Source organism: Gilliamella apicola, from assembly GCF_003202655.1.
Taxonomy (GTDB): domain Bacteria; phylum Pseudomonadota; class Gammaproteobacteria; order Enterobacterales; family Orbaceae; genus Gilliamella; species Gilliamella apicola_R.
Genome location: NZ_QGLR01000008.1, coordinates 77,495 through 100,221 on the forward strand (window position 1 = coordinate 77,495; position 22,727 = coordinate 100,221).

A 22,727-nucleotide genomic window follows, 5' to 3' on the forward strand; every position below is an offset into this window, starting at 1 on the left:
CTCATATTAATTTTGACAGCATGACTTGCTATTCCCCTCACAAGCTTCATTATTAGACATGTTTTTTTCTAGGGTGACAGCACAGCAACCAAACTCTTTTGCAGCAGGAGTACGATTTACAAATTCAATACGTTGCGAATTTCGCCAAGATTTAGTTTCATCTTTACGAATAAACACTAAATCCTCAGTCTGAATCATAACTGGCACTGAACGCGAAAGAGGATCGAAAATAGCGAGTAGGCCGGTCTCGCCATCAGGTAACTCTTTTGACAAATCATTAGGATCTCTAACTGAAAAGTGAATATACGGAGGTACATGTTTGTGGTTATATTCATCTTCAATAGCCATAAAATTAGCTTCAACCATGCCATACATATCCCGTACATTTGCACGAGGAATACCTAGCCAAGTTTCAATCTCTTCATTGAGTTGCTCTCTAGATATCATTTCCCCGGTGAATCGTTTCCAACCGCCCATCATAATGACTAAACTCTGGCTATCGAGTTTTAATTTAATATTGTGATTTTTTAGATAAGTGATAAAGCGATTGATCAAAAATGGCGGTCCAATGATGTGTCGAGAAAACTTATTTTGCCAACTATTTAATTTTTCTATTGCCTCTTCAGCATTAAACTTATAATTCTCACCTAATGCGAAATAAGTTGTATCTAATAAACCAGCTAAAAAATTGAAGATTTTCACCATAGCCATTTCTGGTAAATCTTCTGGAGATGGGCACAAGAAAAGTCCAGCGCCAGTTGATATTTGAAACATTGAACGATAATTAGATACCACGGCAAAAGCCGTATTCGTCATAGTGTCATGACAACGTCGATAAACACTTGGTATACCACTTGTACCAGTCGAACGCATTTCATGTTCAATTTCCTGAAGAGGTTTACTCAATAACTTATAATTATCTCCAGATTTGAATACTGAAACTGGAATCAGTGGAATTTTTGTTAAATCTTCGAAAACTTTAATATCTGATGGAACAAAACCCTGTTTTTCACAAATTTCTCGATAATAGGGATTATTTTCGAAATGATGGGCAACCGCATCCTTAATTAAACATAATTTCAGAGCTTTTTGCTCTGATGTTGGTAATCTATATAATCTATCAACATCGGCAATCAAAAGCCTTAATGGGTCAAAACCTTGTTGCTGTATATCTTTATATAATTTAATTATGTTACTTTCCATATATTTTACTCCACTTTTTGTTTGGTTCTTAAATTCTGAAAAGCTAACGGTATTGTATAGATAGGTGAGTAATATTGTCTTGAACAAAAAAGCTGATTTTATTTTATAAAAAAATTATTACTTTATTTAACTATTAATAATTCAACTAATTATTTATGCTTTGATAATAATTTTCATTTTTAAACAGCAATGAATTCTTGAATTTAGCTAATTTATTCAAGTTAACAATCATCAAATTAATAAAGGATTACCTAATATTTATCAATTAGGACAAAACATATTATTTATGATTGTGTAATTATTGTTGCTAGGTAAGCAAGACAGTGTGTTAGCAACATCAGTATTTACCAGAAGATTGAAGAGCGAGTTGTTACTCTTATTAAAAGTATTGAATTGATAAGTGTGAGCAAAAACTAATTTAAACTATTATAATAGTTACAGATAAAACAGGTAAATTAATTATAGCGATATTAGGAGATATGCTTTTATGATTAACAAGGATGATTTAATTAAGACAAATTTGCATAAAGTAGATAAATTGGAAAAGGAAATAATTTTTCCGTTTTTCTTATCAGAATTTGGTGAATTAACTTCTGCCTATTTTATCTATCAAAATTTCGATCAGTACGCTGAAATATTTACTTATTTGGTTAATGGTAAATATGTTATTGAATTTGATGTTTCAACTATAGATTACTCAATAATAATAAATTCAATAATAACTGTCGATGAATATAAGAAGTCATTACAAGGCAAAGGCAGGGCAAATAAGGAAAACAGAGAATATTTAGATAAAATTATGAAAGAGATTAATGCAAACTGATCTATTTGAGTAGTTTTTTTCCAGTCTGCGATTTAATTCACAGATTTGCTGTAATCATTTTCTAATTATGCGTTCCATTTCGCAAGTTGGATAATTAGCTAGGCTTTTTTAGTAGTAATGGTGACTGGCTCGGTGGTGAATCTAAGCTCATTGAGGCAATTACCTTTAAAGATAACTTATGTAGTCGAAACAGCATTGCTATAGTCAACATCTTTCTCTATTTTTCCCAGAACAGGACTATGTTTCTCATCCTCCAATATCCATAAAGCAGTATAGACTCAGCAATTATTTTCAAAAACTAGCCAAAATAGCGATAATTTATAAATAAAAAACAAGTTAATTTATCTAAAGTTTTTTCATATTTTGTCGTCCTAGCAATTTAGTTTCTTGGCTGTTTGTAATAATTTGGCTTACAAATCCATTCATTAACTCACTTTTTTAAACTGTGTCATTATCTTTAGCAAGCCATTTTATGAAATGCAGTTCCAATGCACTTTGCTAATTTATTCATAAATTGGATATTTGAAACAAACACAATCAGCTCATTCGATCGCCCCATTAGCGATTCGATTTTTTATTTATAGGATGAAAATATGAGTCAAAAATTTTATACGTTAATTACCCAACAAGGCGCAGCTTTACTAGCTAATGCTACTGCTTTAGGTGTACCGCTCAAATTAACTAAGATGGCCGTTGGGGATGGCAATGGTAGTGCGACTACACCAAATGCCTCTCAAACTAGCCTTATTCATGAAGTGTATCAAGCACCACTTAATTCATTAACTACTGATGAAAAAAATCCTAATCAAATTATTGCGGAATTAGTTATTCCGGAAAATCAAGGGGGATGGTTTATTCATGAAATCGGTTTATACGATGAGAATAATACTTTAATTGCTGTAGGTAATTGTCCGGCAACTTATAAACCACAACTTTCTGAAGGCAGTGGTCGAACCCAGGTTATTCGAATGATCATCATCGTTGATAATGTTGATTGTGTAGCGTTAAAAATAGATCCATCTGTGGTACTCGCTACTCGTAAATATGTCGATGATTTATTATCAACCACGATGCAAAATCACAAGGCGCATACTCAGCAAGAACTTCAAAAAGAGTTAAACAAGTTGGTTCCAAAAATAACTCAAATTAATGGTTATGAGTTGAAATCAAATGTTAATTTAACCGCTAATGATATTAACGCTCTGCCGGCGATAAAAAAAATGCAGTCTGGGGTACCTACTTATGAGGTAGGTAACTTCCTAAATTTCCTAAAAGAGGTTAATTTTTATGTTTTACCAACATTTAAAAAGCAAAACATGTTAGGAAATGGATTTTTATCTCAGAATGGATATGCTCAAATACCGTTATCTATTGAAGGAACAATTAAGTTTTTAATTGTCCAATGGGGTAGTAGTGTGGCATACGGTCCGCGTTATTTTACATATCCGATTTCATTCCCCAATAATTATTTGTGTTCTTTTGCTACATCGAACGATGTTGGAGGATCATTTGTATCAGTTGACACAGCTAAAATAGCTAATCTAAAGACTCAGATACATTTGTCTCCATATTCAGTTTCTGGTGTAGTAATTTCAGAGCGAGTAGTCGCAATAAATTGGTTATCAATAGGTTATTAATTATGTCTATTTATTATAATTCAAAAAATAATTGTTTTTATGATTCAAATATCAATGAAGTTTCATCAGATTCTATTAAAATTAGTAGTAAATATCATTTTGAGTTGTTAGAAAAACAATCTCAAGGATTTGTAATTAAATCTGATGCAAACGGTTATCCATTTGCCGTCGAATCTGTTTTGACCGCAGATGAAATAATAATGATCAATACATCAAAACAGCAACAATTATTAAATGTTGTAAATGCAGAAATTGATATATTAAATAGATCAGTTCGTCTACGTCGAGCGACTGACGCAGACAAAAAAAGATTAGAGTTATTAGAAAATTACTCAATTGATTTATATGAACTCGATTTAAGTAACCCCGATGTTGTTATTCCTGAAAAGCCCTAAAGGGCTTTTTTAGGTAGTTCAGGAAATGTTAAGTCAGGATCAGACAAATCAACTTGCGATACATCGATTGTAAATAGTTCAAGTTTTTCAAGTAGAAGTTTGTCTGCATCCCTCGCACGATTATATTTTATGGCTCGCTCTAAAATGATTATTTGTTCATTGGCAATATTTATCAGTTGTTGTTGCAGTGATTCATTTTGTAATATAATTTCATCGTTAGTAAAAACGCGTTCAATAGCAACAGGACGACCATTTATATCAGATTTAATTACAAATCCCTTCGACTGTTTTTCTAACAATTCAGCGTGCTCTTCATTGGATATCTCGACTGAATTTGCTGGAACGTCATTAATATTTGAATCATAAAAACCGTTATTTTTTGAATTATAATAGATCATTTTTTATCTCCCAAATGCAAACCAAACAACTTTTCCAACATTTATTATGTCACCGAGAGCTCTTTCGAATAAGGCTCCATAAAAATATGAATTTGTTCGCTCAATTTCAATGGTAAAACATGCATCTCCTTGATAAATTGCTGAGAAAAAATAACAATTTTCATTAAATGCAACTGGATAAACAATGTGAAATGTAACATTATCCGTTGCTTTTGGAATTGCTATCTGCCCCCATTGATATAAAAATCCATCTGGTGAACGTCTGTAACCAGTTTTATTTTGATAGTCATTTCGTGTTAACAACTCGGATTCATTGAATTTCGGCCGTTTTTTAAACGTTGTTTGCTCACCTACCTCATAAGTAGGTGGATTTACTCACCTTCAATTTTTTATATTCTCTACCCCGATTATCATTATATTTATCAGTCATTTGTTGAGATTTATGACCGAGCAAGGTCATTGTATCTATGTTTTGCTCCCGATACAGACGCTCGGCCAATGATCTAATTTCATGAAAAGTGGTAGGTGTACCAGTCCAATAACTTCTTTTGAACGTTCTATCACGTAATTGCGCAAATTGTTTGGTTATACTTTCTAATTTAATCGGTTTATTATTAATAGAAATTAAATAATCATTTTTTGAGGAATCGATAATATCCCGTAATGACATGCCAATTTTTTTGCACTCTAATTTAACAGGTAATGCTATTTTGGCGCCAGTTTTGTATTGGTCAATTAATAAGTGGTTTCGTTTGACATTAGATTTTTTCATCACTGCTATATCAGAACGCCTTTGGCCGGTTACCAACGCTAGCATCATTGCTTTATGCATAACCTTGTTATCTGTTTTTTCTGCCTCGTTTAATATTTTTTTAAACTCATTAAAGGTCATACGCGATCGTTTCACCACGACTTTTGGGCATTTTATTGGGTCGACAGGATTTTTATCATTCCAACCTTGGGCGTAGGCTTCCCTAAACACATCCGTTAAAAGATGATACATATTCTTCGCAGAAGGAGCCTTGTCCTGGTCTGTATAGATTTTAATAATTTTCGCTATGTCGGCAGGTGTTATTACTTTTACTAATTGCTCGCCAATTTCTCGACGAATAACTTTAATAAGATAAGCTTTTATTTCCCTGGTTTTCGGTTTTAATTCACGCTCAGCTAAGATTTTGACATATTCGTCTAACCATAGATTAACGGTTTTTAATTTGTTTGATTGAAATAATTTAGATAAGAAAAACATAGTACCCACTTAAAAAGTGGACATTTTGCACTAAAATAAAGAAAACCTGTTATTAATTTCTAATGCGCAATGTTTTATTGCCTCATTGAAAATCATAAAATCAGCAATTTCATCCATATTATATTAGTTGGTTAGAATACATAGTTATGCTCGTTGCGATTGTTGATTATGTAGCGTTCGTATGTAACTATCCCCCTAAAATATTCAATAAAAAATCTAAACCAGCAAAATTCTGCTAATCCTTGCTTGATCATCTTTAGGTGAAAAACTTTTAATGCCATTTTATTTATTAACAATGTCAGTAAGTTATCCATTTAAATAAAATCAGACATATTAATAGTAATCTGCGATTGTTGACCACCGAATAATGTATCACACATGATAATTAAAGATTTAATCCAAATCAGATCCGCGTTTTTATTTATATTCTTAGCAACCTTAATGATAAGGTGTTAATCTTGAGTTTTTATGAATATTTATTACAGTATTTTCCCTTAATATTGTAAATAACGCGAACAAATCTTACATTAATAGTTATACTTTTAGGCAAAGGTTAGTAAACAGAAAATAGACATTAATGAAAAATACGATGAATAAAAAATAATCACCACTTATGACGATTTATTTATAGCATTAAGTGTTTTTTTTATTTTATTTTTTGAATTCAAGTCTGTTGTGCTTTTCAATAGCATAGGGCTTGATCATAAAAAGTACCAATAAAAAAACTTATGAGAAAAATAATTACTAATCAATAACTAATTCAGGTGAGATAATAATTTGCTCAATAGTGAATTGCTTTCGCAGTAACGTATAGGCGGCTTGACGACCAATTTCAATCGGTTTATTGTCGACGTAACTGATTAAATTTTTTGCCATCTGTATTTCGGCTTGAGTAGCGAAACTCATTATTTCCACTTGTGGTTCCAAATAGCTCACTAATCCCCCTTTACCAATTGTTCGACCAAATTTAGACGCACTCAAAATTAAAGATAGGGTTGCAGACGTATCATGACACAAAAAAGCGGTAACGTTGGGATGCTGTTTTAGCAAAAAGCTAACATCATCCAATAATTCTGGTCGTTCATTAGGTATTATCCATTCAGATCTAAATTTTAATCCATGTTTTGCAAGAATATGACCAAATCCGGCTAAACGTTCTGCTCGCGTTAATGAATTTGTTCTTCCTCCTAAATAAGCTATCTGACGATATCCCTTGCCAATAAAGTATTCCGTTGCCAATTCTGCGCCTAATCGATTATCAGAGCAAATTTGCGAGATATTACTTAAGCTACTTGATTGAGCAACAATGACTAAGGGAATTTTGTGCTTATCAGTTATTGTCTTAATATCGTAGGTCAGTATTCCGCTATACCCCAAAATAATGCCTGATACATCTTGTTCAATGAGTGAATTGACGCTTTTCAATAATCCTTCTTTTGTCATATCTGATTGTAACAAAAAAAGAATATAATCTTGCTTTGAGAAAACTTCATTGATACCGGTAATAATACTCGCATAAAAAGCATCTCTGATATCACGAACAATAACACCGATAATTGCCGATTGACCACTGCGTAACCTTGCTGCATTTTTATTACGAACATAACCGAGCTGATCTATGACTTGATTAATTTTTTGAACAGTCACATCAGATATTCGCCCTTTTCCACTTAATGCGAGTGAAACAGTAGTAACAGAAACATTCGCATGCTTGGCTACATCATTAATTGTAGGTTTCCGCATCGTATTAAATTCACTTAAGTTCAGATCTGATAATTATTTTAGTCATTTTAAGTTAAATTTCCTACAGTTAAATATATTTTCTAATTTTGTGACATACATCTCATTTATATTTGATAAAACGTTTTACCTAAATGTAAAGAAAATGTTAATTTAAGTGGAATCATTTAACTTTTAGGTAAAATTATGACGAATAAAGCAACCAAAGTCACTTTTTGGGAATTTTTTCAAAGCCTTGGTAAAACATTTATGTTACCAGTCGCTCTACTTTCTTTCTCTGGAATTATGCTAGGCATAGGCAGTTCACTTGCTAGCCAAGATGTTCGAGAACTATTACCTTTTTTAGATAATCACGTATGTATTGCTATTTTTACTTGGATGAGCAAAATAGGATCATTCTCATTTAGTTTTCTTCCTGCAATGTTTGCTATTGCCATTCCTTTAGGGCTCGCTAGAGAAGATAAGGGCGTTGCTGCATTTTCAGGTTTTGTTGGTTATACCGTATTAAGCTTAAGTATTAACTTCTACCTTACTATAGTTGGTATTTTACCGCAAACCGATCCTAATATATTAAGAGCCAACGACATTCAATCTGTACTTGGTATTCAATCGATTAATACGGGTATTTTAGGTGCTATTTTTGTAGGAATTATAGTATATTTTTTACATGAACGTTTTAGAAAAATTCGTCTACCGGATGCATTAGCTTTTTTTGGTGGTAATCGTTTTGTGCCGATTATTACCATGTTAACTTTAGGCGTAGTAGGTTTATTTGTTCCTATCGTTTGGCCTTTTTTTGCAAAAGCTATTAGTGGTTTGGGTTATGTTGTTAATAGTGCTGGTGCATTTGGTCCATTTATTTTTGGTACAGGCGAACGTTTATTATTACCTTTTGGTTTGCATCATATCCTTGTTGCGTTGATTCGTTTTACTGATGCAGGTGGCACTATGGAGGTCTGTAATGAGACAGTAAGTGGCGCATTAACCATTTTCCAAGCTCAATTATCATGCCCAACAACAACTGGGTTTTCTGAAAGTGCGACGCGATTTTTATCCCAAGGAAAAATGCCATCATTCCTAGGCGGGCTACCTGGCGCCGCATTAGCAATGTATGTTTGTGCTGAACCTGAGAATAGAAGCAAAATTAAAGGACTTCTCATTTCTGGTGTTGTTGCTTGTACGGTAGGTGGTATCACTGAACCATTAGAATTTTTGTTTCTGTTTATAGCTCCAGTTTTATACGTGATACATGCTTTATTAACCGGAATCGGCTTTATGGTAATGTCGTTACTTGATGTAACAATTGGTAATACTGATGGTAACATTATCGATTTTGTCGTATTCGGTATTTTACATGGTACAAGTACAAAATGGTACTGGGTTCCTGTTATTGCAGCTGTTTGGTTTGTGGTTTACTTCTTTGTGTTTAAATTCTTCATTTTACACTTTAATATCAAAACACCGGGTCGAGAGGTAGAAAGTAAAAACGACAATAATACCAATGCTCAAACAACCACAAGCAAATCAGGCTATAATACAGCTCAAATATTAGAAGCATTAGGCGGTGCAGATAACATCGTTTCTTTAGACAACTGTATTACTCGGCTGCGTTTATCAGTTAAAGATATTAACATTGTTGATGATCAGAAGTTGAAAGCCAATAAAGCTATTGGAGTTGTTCGTCTTAATGAACATAACTTGCAAGTCGTGATAGGTCCACAAGTTCAGTTAGTTAAAGATGAATTGCAACAATATTTGACTCAATAAATAGTGAAATAAGGTAGTGATAATGTCAATTTATCACTACTATTATTTAGATCACACAGGAATACGATAATGGCTCTGTCAAACTTATTTGATTTTAATACCCCGATAGATCGTAAAGGTACATGGTGCACACAATGGGACTATGTGCAAGACCGTTTTGGTATCGCTAACTTAGTTCCTTTTACTATCTCTGATATGGATTTTAAAATTGCTCCATGTATTGAAGAGGCATTACATCGACGTATTAGCCATGGAGTACTGGGTTATAGCCGTTGGCAAAATGAAGAATACCTTGATGCAATCAAATATTGGTACTCATCACAATTTAATGCAACAATTGATACCAAGATGATTGTATACGGCCCGTCGGTAATTTATATGGTTGCAAAATTAATCAACTTATGGAGTCAACAAAATGACAGTATTGTCGTTCATACTCCTGCCTACGACGCATTTTATAAAACAATTATTGGTAACAAACGTAAAATAGAAGCCTGCCCTTTAATCAAAAGAGATAATAGCTGGTATTGTGATATGAACTACCTTGAAACATTACTGGCGAAAAAAGAGGTTAAAATTTTATTGTTATGCAATCCTCATAATCCAACAGGTAAAGTTTGGTCAAAAGAAGAATTAGCGATCATCGCGGCATTATGTGAAAAATACCACGTCAATGTTATTAGTGATGAAATCCACATGGATATGGTATGGAAAGGCTCTCATAATCCATGGTGTCAATATGGAAAAAATAGTTGGGCGGTCTTATCATCAGCGTCGAAAAGCTTTAATATTCCGGCTTTAACTGGTGCTTATGGTTTAATACAATGCGAAAAAACCAGAGAGAATTATCTAAATCAAATCAAGGCCTGTGATGGTGTTTCCTCTCCTGCCGTGCTTTCACTTGTTGCTACCATTGCAGCTTATAAACAAGGGCATATCTGGCTACATGAATTAAAAAACTATCTTTATAACAATTTAGATTTTGTCGCCAAACAATTGAATCATGCTTTTCCACAACTAGATTATGCAATACCTGATTCAACTTATCTGGCTTGGATCGATTTAAGAAAACTCAACATCGATGATATAAAATTGCAAGAAAACCTTATCCATGAACAAGGTGTTGCTATTATGCCCGGTTATACCTATGGGCCCGAGGGAAATCAATTTTTACGATTAAATATTGGTTGTCCGCGTAGTAAGGTCGAAACAGGTGTAAATGCAATTATCAATGCAATTAAGGCATTAGAATAATATAAAATTGTTTTTATATAATAAACAATCATGCATCAAAGATTGTTCCCCTAAAATATAAAATTTAGGGGAACATCAGCAAGATTCAATAGAATAATTTAGTGGATAGGCTACACTAATTCGTACAACTTTTTTAAGGGATAAGATAATCAACTCTAAAAAAGGAAAATACGATGAGAATAAAACAACGAGAAAGACGAACCTATACTGATGATTTTAAATAGCAGATGATAACGCAATATCAAGAAGGTAAAACCCGCAATAAATGAGTTTTATAGTATGAGTTAACGCTCAGCATTAGATGGATAATACAATACTCCCTAACAGTTTCATTCCAAACTAAAGATAATCGAAGTTCTGTAGATAATTAGTCACTTGCCTTTCGCAAAGAGAATAAACGGTTATTGATGGAAAACGATATCCTAAAGCGAGCCACACTGATAATGGCACGAAAATCGCAGTGATATAATCAAATTGATATCATCATTGATTAAGTTGGTTGTGTCGATGTTTAGCTATAGCAAGGCATAACTTTTATTGTTTGTGCAAACGCGCCTTAAGAATAAAGTTTTAAAGTATGCACAAGAGATTCAATCTATTTTTAATCGCAATTATCAATCTTATGGTACGCGAAGGATACGAAAAGCGTTGTCAAATCAAGGTATAATCGTATCGCGTCGTGATGTGGCTAAAGTCATAAAAGCATTATCATTGAAATCAAAATATACCGTAATTGCTTATGCTAAACTTAAAGCTAGATGATTATAAAAAAAGGTTTAAGAGCATTAAATAATGAAGGTGAGGTTATTCTACTGTTTAGGCGATGGCGAGACCAATTGATTGGTAAAGATTCTTTTGATGGCACAAATGCAAATATAGCTAAATTAGAAGGTTGTGATTTAATTTTGAGCACAGATTATTTTAATCAACTAAAAAAAATTATTCCTGATTTAGTTTTTTATTCGCAAGTGGTTGGTGGTTAAACAGAGATATAAACAAACTGATACCCGCTTATATATCGAAAATTTTAGACGTAAAATCCTTTTATCTGAAAGCATGATAGCAGAAGGGGCTACTTTCCCTATTTTTAGACTGTTCAGCACATTTTTTCTACACTGCTTTGGCAAAGCGCCTATCCATAATATTTTTCACATAATACTCAATAGCAATATGATGTTCACGACCTACCCGAGCAATTAATGTCTGTAAATCCTTGAATGAGGAGTAAAGCGTATCCCTAATAAGATTATCGAAATCATGTTGAGTAAAAGGCTTACCTCCTATAACCATCGAACTTTGTAATAATGTATGAGCCACAACTTCGAGAATGGCGCTTCGGTAGTCATCTGAAAGTAAAATAGCTAAATCGGTGTAGCAAATATTAAATGCAAAGCTGCGCTCCATAAATCCACATTGGACATAAATTGCATAGATTACCTGTTCACCCTCTTTAAGTATGTGGGGTTCGAATCCATCACCCATTAATCGTATTAGTTTCATCCCTTTCTATTCCTTTTTAATTGTTTTAAGTTTTATTATTTGGATATGCTAATATTCTATCAGAATGATGAAAAACTAGTCTATTGAAATTAGTTAAAGAACCCCATAAATGATGGCAGATTATTTATTGTAAAAAGGTTTAAATTCATAGTTCTATATCAATCATCTGTTATTGTCTACTCCCTAAAAAAGCCTAATTTTACAGGTTGATGCAGTCTTTTTTGTGTTTTAATCAAAGCTCAATAATAGGTACAACGCTTTTAAAAAGTGTACGCTAAATCTTGTTTGTTAAGAGCGATTCATTTTTTGATGGCAACCTTGCCGCGGTCGTCCCTTGGCAACAAGCATGATTTTTTTATTCCTGTTTTTTATTCATACAAAGTTATCTTATTTCCCCATCTCGTTTATCCGAACGGTTTGATGAAGCGTATTGGTTATCCGAACTAACAGATAAACTCATTTCACTTCGTCATCGACTATACACCTTACTTATGTGTCAGCGTATTCTTTGTTATTTTGCAAACTCGTTTGTATTGTTTTGCCTGCGTAAAGCAACAAGGAGATGCTGTCAATCCACCTAGCAAAAAATTGTTACTATGGCTTATAGCCTTTTCTTTATAGTCTGAGAAAATTTATTTAAAGTTAATTTTCAAATTTTGTGTATTTTTTTATTTCTGATATTATAAAATGTCATATTTTCCTAACATTAAAGTTGAATGAATTATGGAGAATTTGAAAGATATATCCATAATTTAATGAGTAATATTGAATTTAAATTTCATTGAATCCTTGTCTCTCTGAATGTATTTTCTGTCTAAAAATTAGCTATTTATTAGATAACTAAAGTTTTATTGACGTTAGGTATGTAGCAGGTAATATTAATAATAAATAATTTGATATTAAAATATTTATCTTATTGTTTTTTTTTATAAGATACACGAATAAGTAATTTAAATTAGTTTTGAAAAGGTTTATTTAAATGGTTGAGATGAGCAAATTAAATACTCAGTCTATTATTAAAAAAGGAAATAATACTAAAGCAGCATTGATCCGTAGTGGAGTTGAAATGATGACAACTTATGGTTATATATCCTCTAATATAGATAGCATTTTAAAACAAGTCGGGGTACCCAAGGGATCTTTTTATTATTATTTCAAAAGTAAAGAAGATTTTGGAAGACAAATTATAGATAACTATGATAGTTTTTTTGCGCATAAATTGGATAAACATTTGACTAATGAAGCAACAGACTCCTCATTAGATTGTATAATTTCATTTTATCAAGATGCTAAAAAAGGTATGGCCAAATATAATTTTGACCGAGGGTGTTTAATTGGTGAGTTGATTCAAGAAGAATCTCTTTTACCTGATGGCTATAGTATGATCTTAGAGAATATATTAAAAAGTTGGCAAAAAAAGGTTGAAATGTGTTTAAGAAAAGCACAGGAAAAGGGTGAAATTAAAGAGAACCTAAATTGTACCGAATTAGCTAATTTTTTCTGGATTGGCTGGGAAGGGGCTGTAACGAGAGCAAAATTAATAAAAAAATCCGAACCGTTAGATATTTTCATTAAGTTATTTTTGTCAGGATTAACTTCTTCAGTAGCATGATTGATTTAAGTATATTTATTATTCAATACAACATAATAGATATACTTTTATAGTTATTATTCATGCAATATCAAATTTTACTCATCAAATTTACTACAACTAAAAAATGCAGTTATCTTCTTGAAATTTTATAGACGGTCGGTCTATAATTAGACCGACCGTCTATATTTCAAGTTAAAAGTTCATAAAACAACATTAAGTCGCATGATAATTCAGATATTTAACGTTAAGTATTATAAGTTAATTTATTAATGCTGTTATTAAAAATAAGTGAGAAAAGGAGCCTTCAATATGCTATTTAAAGCAATATTATTGGAAAGAGATAATGATAGAAATTTTAAATGTAGTATCAAATCAATAACAAAAAAACAATTGTTTGAACAAGATGGTGACACATTGATTCAAATTCAATATTCAAGTATCAATTACAAAGATGCATTAGCATTAACAAATAAAAGTCCAGTCGTCCGTTTATGGCCTATGGTTCCCGGAATTGATGGTGTGGGTACCGTTATTAGTTGTGAAAGTGGGCGATATAAACCAGGTGATCTAGTTATATTAAATGGCTGGGGATGTGGTGAATCTCATTGGGGTTGTTTATCTCAGTACGCTTATTTAAAGTCAGAATGGTTAATTCCATTGCCACAAGATTTTACAGCTCAACAAGCCATGGCTATTGGCACAGCAGGTTATACAGCAGGATTATGCGTTGAAAAAATTATTGACCATGGAGTCAAGCCAGAACAAGGAAATGTCTTGGTCACAGGTGCATCAGGAGGTGTTGGTTCTTTTTCAATTGCCTTACTTAGTAAACTTGGTTACAGAGTGACGGCAATGACTTCAAAAGTTAATGAAATTCAATATTTGCAGGAATTGGGAGCTGTTGAAATCATTGATAGCCTAGCTTTTAAAGAAGCTGGAAAGCCACTACAGAAAGAATGCTGGTCTGCGGTAGTTGACGTATTGGGTTCTAATGTTCTTGCAAATGCTTGTGCACAGACTCAATATGGTGGAATTGTAAGTTCATGTGGGCTTTCATTAGGATTAGACTTTCCTTCAACTGTTGCCCCTTTTATTTTAAGAGGTATTACATTAGCTGGTGTTGATAGTGTTATGACTACTTATGATAAAAGAATTTCAGCATGGAATATGCTTGCAAAATGTATTGATAAAGAATTAATTAATCACATTTTTAATATGGTTCCTTTAAGTCAATGTATTGAAATTGCTAATAAAATGATGTTAGGACAAATTAAAGGTCGTTTTGTTATCGATGTAAATTCTTAATGTTCTTAAATAAAAATGAATTTTTTTAAAGGAAAAAATTTTAATTAATATTGATGATACCTATAGAAGTAAATATCGACATTCAGTGAGTGATAGGAAAATGGTGTCCTACATATTTAATCAATCATTAAATAACCTTTCTCAACTTGTCGATAGTTTTCATTTATTAAGTTAGTTATAAAAAATATTGAACAAGGATATAGTTAAAATGAATAAATTATTTAGTGAATTACCTTTGCGTTCTGGAGCTATTTTCAAAAATAGGATTATTATGGCTCCTATGACAATTGAATCTGCATTTTATGATGGTAGTGTCACAAATGAAATGATTGATTATTATGCATTACGTGCTGGTGATGCTGCTGCAATAGTAGTTGAAAGTGCATTTGTTGAAAATTTTGGTCGCGCATTTCCTGGGGCACTTGGTATTAATGATGATCAAAAAATAGAAGGATTAACTAAATTAGCCACAGCAATTAAATCTAAAGGTTCAAAAGCTATCCTCCAAATTTATCATGCTGGCCGTATGGCAAATCCAGAATATAATGGTGGACATATACCTATTTCAGCTAGCCCTATTGCCGCACTTCGTGATAATGCTGTCATTCCATTAGAAATGACAAAAGAAGCAATTGAGAAAATGATTGAGAACTTTTCTTTAGCGGTGAAAAGAGCAATTAACGCTGGTTTTGATGGTATTGAAATTCATGGTGCTAATACATATTTAATTCAACAATTTTTTTCACCTCATTCTAATAGACGACATGATTGTTGGGGGGGGAACCTTGAAAAACGAACTACTTTTGCTTTGGCTATTTTAAGTCAAGCTCATCAAGTGGTTCAACAGTTAGGCAAAAAGGAATTTATAATTGGTTATAGGTTTTCACCAGAAGAAATTGAAGAACCAGGGATTCGATTTTCTGATAGTTTGTATTTATTAGATAAATTAGCACATAAAGGTATTGATTATGTACACTTTTCTATGAATGATTGGGCAAGAACATCCATAGTTGATATAGAAGATAATGAACCTTTAATAAGTAAATATTGTCAATTAAGATCAGCAGAATTAGCCAAGGTACCGGTAATAGGTGTAGGGAAAATTTTACAAGTCACAGATGCAGAACAAGCTCTTACGAGTGGTTATGATATAGTGAGTATAGGTAAAGGTTATTTAGTTGAACCTTTTTGGGCTTCCAAAGCAAAAAATAGAGAACAGTGTGCTACTTTTGCTGAAATCAATCAGAGGGATAATCTTAAAATCCCAGAGCCTTTATGGAAAACTATGGGGTATATGATTGTTGATAAGCAGCTCGAAGAAGAGAGGCTTAAACAAATAATAGAATTACAAAAAATTAAAATTCATTTTACTCCAGGATCTTATACAGCTTATGGCCGTGGGCATAATGGTGATTTACCTGTTAAAGTCACATTTTCAGAAGACAAAATTTTAGATATTATTGTTGACAACTCAAAAGAGTCGGAAGGTATAGCAAATCCAGCCTTCGAGAGAATACCAAAACAAATTATTGAAGGACAAACATTAAATATTGATGTAATTTCAGGAGCTACAGTAAGTAGTCAAGCAGTCATCAATGGTGTAGCAAAAGCTGTTGATTTAGCTGGTGGTAATTCGGAAGCTTTAAGACATCGAATGAAGTTTCCTGTAAAGAAATCAACTGAAACAGTTGAAAAGAATGTTGATATTGTGGTTATTGGAGGAGGCGGTGCAGGACTAAGTGCGGCATTATCAGCTTTAGACAAAGGTAAAACAGTTATCGTAGTTGAAAAATTTCCTGCTATCGGTGGTAATACCATACGTACTGGTGGATGGGTCAACGCAGCTGAACCTGAATGGCAAAATAAATTTCCTAATTTAGCTGGTGAAAAAGAAACATTAATAAAAATAGTGGAAATACCAGAGAAAGAGATTGCCTCCGAGTATTTAAGTGATTTTCGTATTTTAAAACAACAAATAGCAGAATATTTAGAGCAAATAGAACTTGGGAAAAATTATCTATTTGATTCTATTGAGTTACATAGAATACAAACATATTTAGGTGGAAAGCGTACAGATCTTAATGGGAATACAATCTATAGCCAATATGATCTTGTTGAAACCCTTACTCGTCGAGCCATGGAGTCTATTAATTGGTTAGCAGAAAAAGGAATTGATTTTGATCGAAACGTTGTTGAAATTCCTGTTGGAGCATTATGGCGAAGAGCGCATAAACCTAAACGACCGAAAGGTGTAGAGTTTATCGAAGTATTGCAAAAAAGAATTATGGAAAAAAATGGTTCAATTATGACTGATACTTCTGCTGAGAGTTTGATTTTAAATAAAGGAAAAGTTGTAGGTATTAATGCTACACAAAGTGATGGAACTAAAGTGGTTATACATGTTAATAATGGTGTAATTCTTGCTTCAGGAGGTTTTGGGGCAAATACGAAAATGATACAACAGTATAATACTTATTGGCCTGAAATTGCGGATGATATCAAGACAACAAATTCTCCAGCTTTAGTTGGTGATGGTATTAGAATCGGAGAGCAAGTTGGAGCAGAATTAGTTGGCATGGGATTTGTACAACTGATGCCAGTGGGAGATCCTAAATCTGGTGCACTACTCACTGGATTAATTGTTCCGCCAGAGAATTTTGTTTTTGTTAACCAAAAGGGGCAGAGATTTATTAATGAATGTGAGAGTAGGGATGTACTATCTCAAGCTTTCATTGATAATGGAGGATTAATTTATATGATTGCTGATGAAAAAATTCGGAAAACTGCTGCCAATACTTCGGATGAAATTATCGAAAGAGAAATCAAGGAAGGCATCATATATCAAGCTAACACATTAGAGGAATTAGCTGATAAAATAGGTATACCTGCTTCAGCTTTAAGTGAAACTATTAGACGTTATAATTCTTATGTGGAACAAGGAAAAGACATAGAATTTAATAAGAGTGCATTAAGTTTAAAAGTTGAACATGCTCCTTTCTATGCAACACCAAGAAAACCATCAGTTCATCATACTATGGGAGGATTAAAAATTGATACCTATGCACGTGTTATTAATAAACAAGGTAAAGCTATCAAAGGTTTATATGCCGCAGGAGAAGTAGCTGGTGGGATTCACGCAGGAAATCGTTTAGGTGGTAATGCATTGATTGATATTTTTACCTTTGGTCGGATTGCTGGAGAAAGTGCAGCTAACAATATATAACTAATTTTTCATAAAACAAAAAAACCTAATAATATATTTATTGTTAGGTTTTTTAAATTTTAAATAAAAGTATTTATGTTAGATAAATATCAGGTTTCTTTCTCTATGATGGGAAAAAATATTAATTTATTGATTTTCCATTATGATGATATGACACTTATAAAAGAAATCTATCATATGTTAGAGAAATTCGATTTACGATTTAGTGTGAATAGAGATAATTTCGAGCTTATGATAGTTAATAAGAATTCCGGTATTAAACCCATAAAAGTTAATACAGACCTATATCAACTGGTAAATATGCGTTAATAATAAGTCTTAATAATCATAACCCTTTTAATATTGCAATAGGACCATTAGTTAAATTATGACGTATTGGTTTTAAAGATGCAAATATCCCTACAACTAACTCATTACAGGCATGCCTTAATTTGATTAATCCTTATAATGTTCATTTACGAAATGATGAACAAACAATTTATTTATCTAAAAAGGGGGTGGAGATTAATTTAGGGGGAAATGTTTTAAACATAGGTTGCTCTCCAATTCATGATAAAGGATATTGGTCGGTTGGAATACAAAATCCATCAAAAACGAGAGGAAATATAATCTCTGTATTGATGGTTAAGAATGTTTCTGTTGTTACATCAGGTATTTATGAACGTTGTTTTAAAGTTGATAATAAAATATTTCATCATTTATTTGATACAAATACGGGGATGCTGATTAATACAAATATTGCAAGTGTAACGATTATTGCAAACAAGTCTATTGATGCGGAAGTTTGGAGTACAGCAGGGTTTCAGTCTTCAGTAGAAAAAGCAATTGATTATTTAAGTAAACAAAAGAATATCGAGTTTGTAGTTATTGATAATTGTGGTAAACATTATTATAGCAAAGGGTTAATAAAAAAAATAAACATATTTATCTTTTAAAATAATTTTAATAAGATCTTCATTCCTTACGACAATAAAGATCTTATTTTAAACATCTATCTATTTATATGACACACTATATCCGCTTGTGCTTTATTTATGTTTTCTTTTGCTAAAGTTTTATCTTGTAATTGACAAATATTAGTTGTTCCATAATCACTATTTTTTTCATGTGCGTCTGTTCTAGCCCAAATTGTTACATGAGCATAGTTATTTCCACAATTTGTTTTTGTTAAATTAAACGCATGAATTGCATTTCTTGGTATGTATAATAAAGAATCATGTTTTGGTGTAGTTGCTGCCCAATAATTATTTATATTGGTAGTTTTAGAACCTGATAGTTCAACTATTAACTTATTATTAATAGATGATTTTTCAGTAAATAGATTATCATCATATGGTACAACAAATTGTGAAATACCTTTAGTACATGATGGTTCTCTAATTGTATAATAGATTTCATTTGTATTATGATGATGAAAAGGATAAAACGTGTTACCTGCTTGAACAGTCATACCAATTTCAGCTCCAACAGGTTCACCATTGATACTATCAATCTGTAATAATCCCCAATGTCCCATTATTTCAGCATAAGCATAGCTTGCTCTAAAAGTTAAATCCCCAGCATTAACATTTCTTTCTGTATTGTTTGAATACATTGGAACCCAACCAGAACTAGCCCAAAGATTTGGTAAACTTTTTGCACTAATATCACGTTCAAAATTAGAAGGCATTTTAATAGCACTATCAGTCACAAATGAATTAAATTTATCCGCATATTTCATTCCTGCTTTTTGTATTTCCATATTTTCATCATTTTGATAATACATTTTTAATAGAGGACGATTTAACCATTGTGCAACACTAGATTTTTTATTTAATTCTTCACTAGGGCTATATAAACCTTCAACATTTTTTTGTGGATTAAAACATTTAAACGCTTCGTCTTGATTATAAATAATTGTATAAATATGTTTTACCATTTTTTTAACATCAATATTATCCATAATACATTGCTTTTTAGGAATATTTTCAGAAGTAGTTCCTGTTTGTATAATTGCTTCGTCAGAATTAATGCAATTTTCAGTTTGAGGTGTTATAAGTGCGTTAGCAAAAGTTTGTAAATAAATAACCGTTTCTTTCCATAATTTATTTATTTCTTTTTTTTCTTCTTGTGTGTAATTTGTAGGTGGGTTTAAGCAAACAAATTTAGCATTTTTAATATCTTTATCTATGATAAAGTTTGGTAAATTTGCAAATGACTCAAAAGAAAAAAAAGACATTGATAATAGAAATAAGTAACCTTTCATAATTTTTCCTTAAATTAATATATTATTTAATAGACCTTTCGGTCTAATAAATTTAGACTAACTGTCTACTTATTTCAATAACTAGTTTATTAAATTATTATACTTTCATACAATATAGATTAAACTCAATAATAGAAATTAACTTATTATGAACATTATAAAAGGAAAGTTAAAGATTAAAGGTTTATGGCTTATAAAAGATGAAAAATAATTTTTTGTTACCTAAGTTTTTGCTAATTCAACTAATTTAGCCATATTAGCCATAAGTTAACGTATATTAGGTTAAAATCTTATGTGGTTATAAATGGAATCTTATTATGCTATTTTAATAGTGATGTATTAAAAATGGTATATCAAATGGCATGTTGAAAAAATTTTTCCAACTTTTTGATTTTTAGAAGATATTTAAAGAAGATGGCAGAAGCGCAGAAAAAATAAAAGCCACCCGTCACTAAATCTATAATATTGATTATTAATCATATTTATACGTTAAAAAATTTCCATAAAATCCCATTGGACGTTTCGTTGGACGTTCAAATATAGAACTTATTTTGAGTAAAATAATATTATTTTTAATCAAAGTGAAACCTAAATTTTGAGTGTTTCAAATTATTTGTTGGCTAACTATTTTAGCTTTTCTTTGTTGAGTTTGTTAAATATACTGATAAAGTTGAACCAATCAAACCCATTAGGCGTTTTTGATGTGCCAATTGGAAACACCAAGAAAAGCCGTAGTATTGTGGTGCAAGGAACGCCGTTACGATTACAAACAATCATGAGCAAGATTATATTTCACTGACTGATATGGTGAAAAACATTGAGGGTGGTAGTGCTTTAATTGAGTAATGGCTGAAAAATAAAGACACAGTACTATTTTTAGATGTATGGGAAAAAATTAATAACTGCTGTTTTAATTCCCTCGAATTTGAGGGAATTAAAAATGAAGCAGGTCGAAACAGTTTCTACCTCTCTGCTAAGAAATGGAGTGATCTCACCGGAGCTATTGTGGCCTACAAACCAAGACAGGTCGTTACGGTGGCACTTATACCCATAAAGATATTGCTTTTGAGTTCGGCTCTTGGCTCAGCCCTGAATTCAAGCTTTATCTAATTAAAGAATTTCAAAGATTTAAAGATGAAGAAGCCAAAGCAATGTCACTGGAATGGAATTTCCAAGGTACTTTGGCAAAGGTCAGTTACCGAATAAATACAGATGCCATTAAAGAACACTTTATTCCGATACAATTAACAAATGCACAGACAGAGAAAGTGTATGCCAGTGAAGTAGACTTACTGAATATGGCTTTGTTTGGTATGACAGCAGCACAATGGCGACAAGCCAATCCTGATCAAAAAAGGAAACATACGTAATGTTGCTACATTAGAGCAATTAGTCATTTTATCGAATCTGCAAAGTATTAACTCAGTCTTAATTCATCAAGGTATAAGTGCTTGCGAATGCTTGATACAACTCAATGGTATTGCGATTAATCAAATGCAATCTTTGGTCAATATTTCTGAAACGAAGAATCTTATATTCAGTTAGTAGTATATAAACGATAATACTGTGTATTTTAGGTATGTAATGCCTGAAATACGCTGTACAAACAGTAATGTTTTCCGCATATAGTGTCTTTATTATCAATTATTAAAGCTCGTTTCAGTTGTGATGGTCTCAGCCCCAAACTAGATAAACATGTTCTGCTAAAATGAGCCGAATCAGAAAATCCCATATCATTGGCTAATTTTGTCAGCGTTGTATGGGAGTCGAGTGTATCAATTACATCCTGTAATCTTTTCCACAATAGATAACCCCTGAAATTAATACCCAACTCAGAACGAAAAAGATGAAGAAAGCGACTTTCAGAAAGGTGTATTTTTTCGGCGATTTCCCTCGATGAAATTTGCTTTATAGGTAATGATGAAATAATAGAGATTGCTTTATTAATGCGGTTATCTTGATCACATGAACAATTAGGATCTGACTCACATAATAACTTATAGACGTGATAAAGCTCAAATGGTTGGCTAATAGTAACAGACTTCATAAAATAACTGGCAATTTTTAATGCTTCTTCTTTAGTAAGAAAATAAACAGGATTAGTTTCAGTAAAATGCGATAATAAGTGATAATAGGGATCTTCTGGGTCAATAAGCAAATTAATACAACAGACATCTGGTGCGCGCAGTTTATGGGGAACATTTGAATGAATAATAAAACCAAACACCTCTTTTTTTTCATCTGGTGTTTCTAGCTCAAAAGACATATTGTGCAATGATATTGTCAATTGAAGAGAAGGGTGACGATGCCAATCCGTCGTGATATTGTTTATAAAAAGCAATGTAGATAAATTTTGTCGGTGCACTTTAACTAACAAATCATTGTCTAACATGA

19 protein-coding genes and 2 pseudogenes are annotated in these 22,727 nt (G+C 32.1%); 13 read left to right on the forward strand and 8 right to left on the reverse strand.

Annotated features, from left to right (window positions below; genetic code table 11):
• Positions 1 to 6 precede the first annotated feature (6 nt).
• A complete protein-coding gene (locus DKK70_RS04370) occupies positions 7 to 1,203 on the reverse strand; it encodes a LuxE/PaaK family acyltransferase (RefSeq protein ID WP_110432895.1) in 1,197 nt (398 codons plus the stop codon).
• A gap of 487 nt (positions 1,204 to 1,690) precedes the next feature.
• Between DKK70_RS04370 and DKK70_RS04375 the strand changes: the two genes are divergently transcribed.
• The 4 genes and pseudogenes from DKK70_RS04375 to DKK70_RS04385 all read left to right on the forward strand — a co-directional run bounded on the left by DKK70_RS04375 (position 1,691) and on the right by DKK70_RS04385 (position 4,058).
• Entirely contained in the window at positions 1,691 to 2,026 is a 336-nt protein-coding gene (locus tag DKK70_RS04375; protein ID WP_110432896.1) for a hypothetical protein, read from the forward strand.
• A 593-nt stretch (positions 2,027 to 2,619) separates the two neighbouring features.
• Positions 2,620 to 3,081 (forward strand): annotated as a pseudogene (locus tag DKK70_RS17445) (phage tail protein); the annotation flags it as partial.
• 261 nt (positions 3,082 to 3,342) lie between these two features.
• Positions 3,343 to 3,663 carry a gp53-like domain-containing protein gene (locus DKK70_RS17770; RefSeq protein ID WP_445972077.1) on the forward strand — a complete coding sequence of 107 codons (321 nt, stop codon included), beginning with the start codon at positions 3,343 to 3,345 and terminating at the stop codon, positions 3,661 to 3,663.
• 2 nt (positions 3,664 to 3,665) lie between these two features.
• Positions 3,666 to 4,058 carry a tail fiber assembly protein gene (locus DKK70_RS04385; RefSeq protein ID WP_110422875.1) on the forward strand — a complete coding sequence of 131 codons (393 nt, stop codon included), beginning with the start codon at positions 3,666 to 3,668 and terminating at the stop codon, positions 4,056 to 4,058.
• On the opposite strand, the gene DKK70_RS04390 is transcribed toward DKK70_RS04385, so the two are convergent.
• From DKK70_RS04390 to malI, 4 genes are all read right to left on the reverse strand, one after another.
• The gene (locus DKK70_RS04390; protein ID WP_110432898.1) at positions 4,055 to 4,456 is read right to left on the reverse strand and encodes a tail fiber assembly protein; all 402 of its coding nucleotides are present in this window, start codon (positions 4,454 to 4,456) and stop codon (positions 4,055 to 4,057) included. The two genes, DKK70_RS04385 and DKK70_RS04390, sit on opposite strands and share 4 nt — an antisense overlap.
• A gap of 3 nt (positions 4,457 to 4,459) precedes the next feature.
• Positions 4,460 to 4,759: a gp53-like domain-containing protein gene (locus tag DKK70_RS04395; RefSeq protein ID WP_110432899.1), complete on the reverse strand. Its 300-nt coding sequence runs from the start codon at positions 4,757 to 4,759 to the stop codon at positions 4,460 to 4,462.
• A gap of 52 nt (positions 4,760 to 4,811) precedes the next feature.
• Entirely contained in the window at positions 4,812 to 5,705 is an 894-nt protein-coding gene (locus tag DKK70_RS04400; protein ID WP_110432900.1) for a tyrosine-type recombinase/integrase, read from the reverse strand.
• Between the two features lie 744 nt (positions 5,706 to 6,449).
• Positions 6,450 to 7,448, reverse strand: coding sequence for a Mal regulon transcriptional regulator MalI (gene malI, locus DKK70_RS04405; RefSeq protein WP_034883107.1), 999 nt, complete (start codon positions 7,446 to 7,448; stop codon positions 6,450 to 6,452).
• 183 nt (positions 7,449 to 7,631) lie between these two features.
• Between malI and malX the strand changes: the two genes are divergently transcribed.
• From malX to DKK70_RS04425, 4 genes are all read left to right on the forward strand, one after another.
• Positions 7,632 to 9,212 (forward strand): maltose/glucose-specific PTS transporter subunit IIBC, encoded by a 1,581-nt coding sequence (malX, locus tag DKK70_RS04410; RefSeq protein ID WP_110432901.1) that lies wholly within the window; start codon positions 7,632 to 7,634, stop codon positions 9,210 to 9,212.
• 69 nt (positions 9,213 to 9,281) lie between these two features.
• On the forward strand, positions 9,282 to 10,466 hold the full coding sequence (locus tag DKK70_RS04415) for a MalY/PatB family protein (RefSeq protein WP_110432902.1): 1,185 nt from the start codon (positions 9,282 to 9,284) through the stop codon (positions 10,464 to 10,466).
• Between the two features lie 543 nt (positions 10,467 to 11,009).
• Positions 11,010 to 11,228 (forward strand): IS3 family transposase, encoded by a 219-nt coding sequence (locus DKK70_RS04420; protein ID WP_181415907.1) that lies wholly within the window; start codon positions 11,010 to 11,012, stop codon positions 11,226 to 11,228.
• Positions 11,225 to 11,449, forward strand: coding sequence for a hypothetical protein (locus DKK70_RS04425; RefSeq protein ID WP_110432904.1), 225 nt, complete (start codon positions 11,225 to 11,227; stop codon positions 11,447 to 11,449). Before DKK70_RS04420 ends, DKK70_RS04425 begins: the two co-directional genes overlap by 4 nt.
• A 127-nt stretch (positions 11,450 to 11,576) precedes the next feature.
• On the opposite strand, the gene DKK70_RS04430 is transcribed toward DKK70_RS04425, so the two are convergent.
• The gene (locus DKK70_RS04430; protein WP_110432905.1) at positions 11,577 to 11,966 is read right to left on the reverse strand and encodes a hypothetical protein; all 390 of its coding nucleotides are present in this window, start codon (positions 11,964 to 11,966) and stop codon (positions 11,577 to 11,579) included.
• A gap of 979 nt (positions 11,967 to 12,945) precedes the next feature.
• On the opposite strand from DKK70_RS04430, the gene acuR reads away from it, so the two are divergent.
• The 4 genes from acuR (at position 12,946) to DKK70_RS04455 (ending at position 19,023) form a co-directional block, all read left to right on the forward strand.
• The gene (gene acuR / locus DKK70_RS04435; protein ID WP_110432906.1) at positions 12,946 to 13,578 is read left to right on the forward strand and encodes an acrylate utilization transcriptional regulator AcuR; all 633 of its coding nucleotides are present in this window, start codon (positions 12,946 to 12,948) and stop codon (positions 13,576 to 13,578) included.
• 291 nt (positions 13,579 to 13,869) lie between these two features.
• Positions 13,870 to 14,865 (forward strand): acrylyl-CoA reductase (NADPH), encoded by a 996-nt coding sequence (gene acuI / locus DKK70_RS04440; RefSeq protein ID WP_110432907.1) that lies wholly within the window; start codon positions 13,870 to 13,872, stop codon positions 14,863 to 14,865.
• Between the two features lie 208 nt (positions 14,866 to 15,073).
• Positions 15,074 to 18,088, forward strand: a complete 3,015-nt coding sequence (locus DKK70_RS04445; RefSeq protein ID WP_110432908.1) for a flavocytochrome c — start codon at positions 15,074 to 15,076, stop codon at positions 18,086 to 18,088.
• A gap of 431 nt (positions 18,089 to 18,519) precedes the next feature.
• A complete protein-coding gene (locus DKK70_RS04455; protein ID WP_181415908.1) occupies positions 18,520 to 19,023 on the forward strand; it encodes an FAD:protein FMN transferase in 504 nt (167 codons plus the stop codon).
• Positions 19,024 to 19,079: 56 nt separating this feature from the next.
• On the opposite strand, the gene DKK70_RS04460 is transcribed toward DKK70_RS04455, so the two are convergent.
• Positions 19,080 to 20,333 (reverse strand): dimethylsulfonioproprionate lyase family protein, encoded by a 1,254-nt coding sequence (locus tag DKK70_RS04460; RefSeq protein WP_110432911.1) that lies wholly within the window; start codon positions 20,331 to 20,333, stop codon positions 19,080 to 19,082.
• A 762-nt stretch (positions 20,334 to 21,095) separates the two neighbouring features.
• On the opposite strand from DKK70_RS04460, the pseudogene DKK70_RS17450 reads away from it, so the two are divergent.
• Positions 21,096 to 21,878 (forward strand): annotated as a pseudogene (locus tag DKK70_RS17450) (KilA-N domain-containing protein).
• Positions 21,879 to 21,906: 28 nt separating this feature from the next.
• Here DKK70_RS17450 and DKK70_RS04470 read toward each other — a convergent pair.
• Positions 21,907 to 22,725 (reverse strand): AraC family transcriptional regulator, encoded by an 819-nt coding sequence (locus DKK70_RS04470; protein ID WP_034883111.1) that lies wholly within the window; start codon positions 22,723 to 22,725, stop codon positions 21,907 to 21,909.
• Between the last annotated feature and the right edge of the window lie 2 nt (positions 22,726 to 22,727).

What these genes read in the sequence shown, in the direction of transcription:
- DKK70_RS04400 (WP_110432900.1), bottom strand. Translation starts at nt 5,705, where the DNA reads ATGTTTTTCTTATCTAAATTATTTCAATCAAACAAATTAAAAACCGTT.
- acuI (WP_110432907.1), top strand. Translation starts at nt 13,870, where the DNA reads ATGCTATTTAAAGCAATATTATTGGAAAGAGATAATGATAGAAATTTT.
- DKK70_RS04460 (WP_110432911.1), bottom strand. Translation starts at nt 20,333, where the DNA reads ATGAAAGGTTACTTATTTCTATTATCAATGTCTTTTTTTTCTTTTGAG.
- DKK70_RS04425 (WP_110432904.1), top strand. Translation starts at nt 11,225, where the DNA reads ATGATTATAAAAAAAGGTTTAAGAGCATTAAATAATGAAGGTGAGGTT.
- DKK70_RS04375 (WP_110432896.1), top strand. Translation starts at nt 1,691, where the DNA reads ATGATTAACAAGGATGATTTAATTAAGACAAATTTGCATAAAGTAGAT.
- DKK70_RS04445 (WP_110432908.1), top strand. Translation starts at nt 15,074, where the DNA reads ATGAATAAATTATTTAGTGAATTACCTTTGCGTTCTGGAGCTATTTTC.
- malI (WP_034883107.1), bottom strand. Translation starts at nt 7,448, where the DNA reads ATGCGGAAACCTACAATTAATGATGTAGCCAAGCATGCGAATGTTTCT.
- DKK70_RS04385 (WP_110422875.1), top strand. Translation starts at nt 3,666, where the DNA reads ATGTCTATTTATTATAATTCAAAAAATAATTGTTTTTATGATTCAAAT.
- acuR (WP_110432906.1), top strand. Translation starts at nt 12,946, where the DNA reads ATGGTTGAGATGAGCAAATTAAATACTCAGTCTATTATTAAAAAAGGA.
- DKK70_RS04430 (WP_110432905.1), bottom strand. Translation starts at nt 11,966, where the DNA reads ATGAAACTAATACGATTAATGGGTGATGGATTCGAACCCCACATACTT.
- DKK70_RS04370 (WP_110432895.1), bottom strand. Translation starts at nt 1,203, where the DNA reads ATGGAAAGTAACATAATTAAATTATATAAAGATATACAGCAACAAGGT.
- malX (WP_110432901.1), top strand. Translation starts at nt 7,632, where the DNA reads ATGACGAATAAAGCAACCAAAGTCACTTTTTGGGAATTTTTTCAAAGC.
- DKK70_RS17770 (WP_445972077.1), top strand. Translation starts at nt 3,343, where the DNA reads ATGTTAGGAAATGGATTTTTATCTCAGAATGGATATGCTCAAATACCG.
- DKK70_RS04470 (WP_034883111.1), bottom strand. Translation starts at nt 22,725, where the DNA reads ATGTTAGACAATGATTTGTTAGTTAAAGTGCACCGACAAAATTTATCT.
- DKK70_RS04415 (WP_110432902.1), top strand. Translation starts at nt 9,282, where the DNA reads ATGGCTCTGTCAAACTTATTTGATTTTAATACCCCGATAGATCGTAAA.
- DKK70_RS04390 (WP_110432898.1), bottom strand. Translation starts at nt 4,456, where the DNA reads ATGATCTATTATAATTCAAAAAATAACGGTTTTTATGATTCAAATATT.